Source organism: Vibrio sp. 10N.222.55.C6, from assembly GCF_041473395.1.
GTDB lineage: Bacteria > Pseudomonadota > Gammaproteobacteria > Enterobacterales > Vibrionaceae > Vibrio > Vibrio crassostreae_C.
Map to the genome: position 1 here is coordinate 1 of NZ_JBFRSD010000825.1, position 882 is coordinate 882.

The following is an 882-nucleotide window of genomic DNA, read 5'->3' on the forward strand; positions in this document are numbered from 1 at the left end:
CTGATAGGTTGTCCAAAGCGTCGGCTACTCGGGAATAAAAAACTGCTTGCCTCTAGGGATGCTGCAAAGATCCATCGGCTAATGCTTTGCTGTGTTCTCGGCGTAATCTCATAGTGGACGTCGGTCCCAGTTTTTTGCTGGATGCACTGAACCCTCTCATAGATAACTCCTTGCGAAGAAACATCGTAAACATGTAGCTTTAGCAAATCACTCGCTCTTAACTTGCTATCTATAGCTAGGTTCAGCAGTGCGAGCTGCATCAGATCATTTTCAATCTCTAGCCTAGTTCTGATCCGCCAGATCTCTTCAAGCTTAAACGGCCTTTTGATGCCGCTGCATTTTCCAGAAGATAACTTCCTCACGATGACCTCCTCTCAGTGTTTTGGGTCAATATGAAGTTTGGCAGTCACATTGACTAGAGGTCAGGAAGTTTGCCACGATTGGCTACAGCACACCTTTGGACAAAATGTATGGTACGCCCCGTTTTGCATTGAAAACTCAAAATAACGGAGTTGGTTTGCGCTAATGTATTCAGAGTATAATTGAGACTTACTTCCCATAGACGCATGAAAGTGAGGTGTTTTGACGGTGCCAATGCAAAAAACGGTCAAAATGAAATCTGACGTATTTATCTGATCATTTGAGAGTAGTGAAAGCCGAGAAGTGACGGCTCTCGGCTTTGAGGTTGTGATGGTCGCTTATTTCTGCGTTAAGCCGAAATTGATCTTCTTACCAGTGGATAGCTGAGTGAATACTGGCACATTCGAGAAGCGTTTTTGCTTAAAGTGCTCTTTAAAGTCCTCTGGGTACTTCTCTCTGTATTCAGCAAATTCAGAGTCAAAATCAAGCGCTTCAGCGAGGAAGGCAACAGATGGCTGGTAG

Annotated in this window: 1 protein-coding gene and 1 pseudogene; both read right to left on the bottom strand. The window is 44.3% G+C overall.

What is annotated here, in order from left to right; all coding sequences use genetic code 11:
* Positions 1-362 (bottom strand): annotated as a pseudogene (locus AB4486_RS26375) (integrase); the annotation flags it as partial.
* 336 nt (positions 363-698) lie between these two features.
* Positions 699-882: hypothetical protein (locus AB4486_RS26380; protein WP_372119715.1), on the bottom strand; the 184-nt coding region annotated here is incomplete at its 5' end.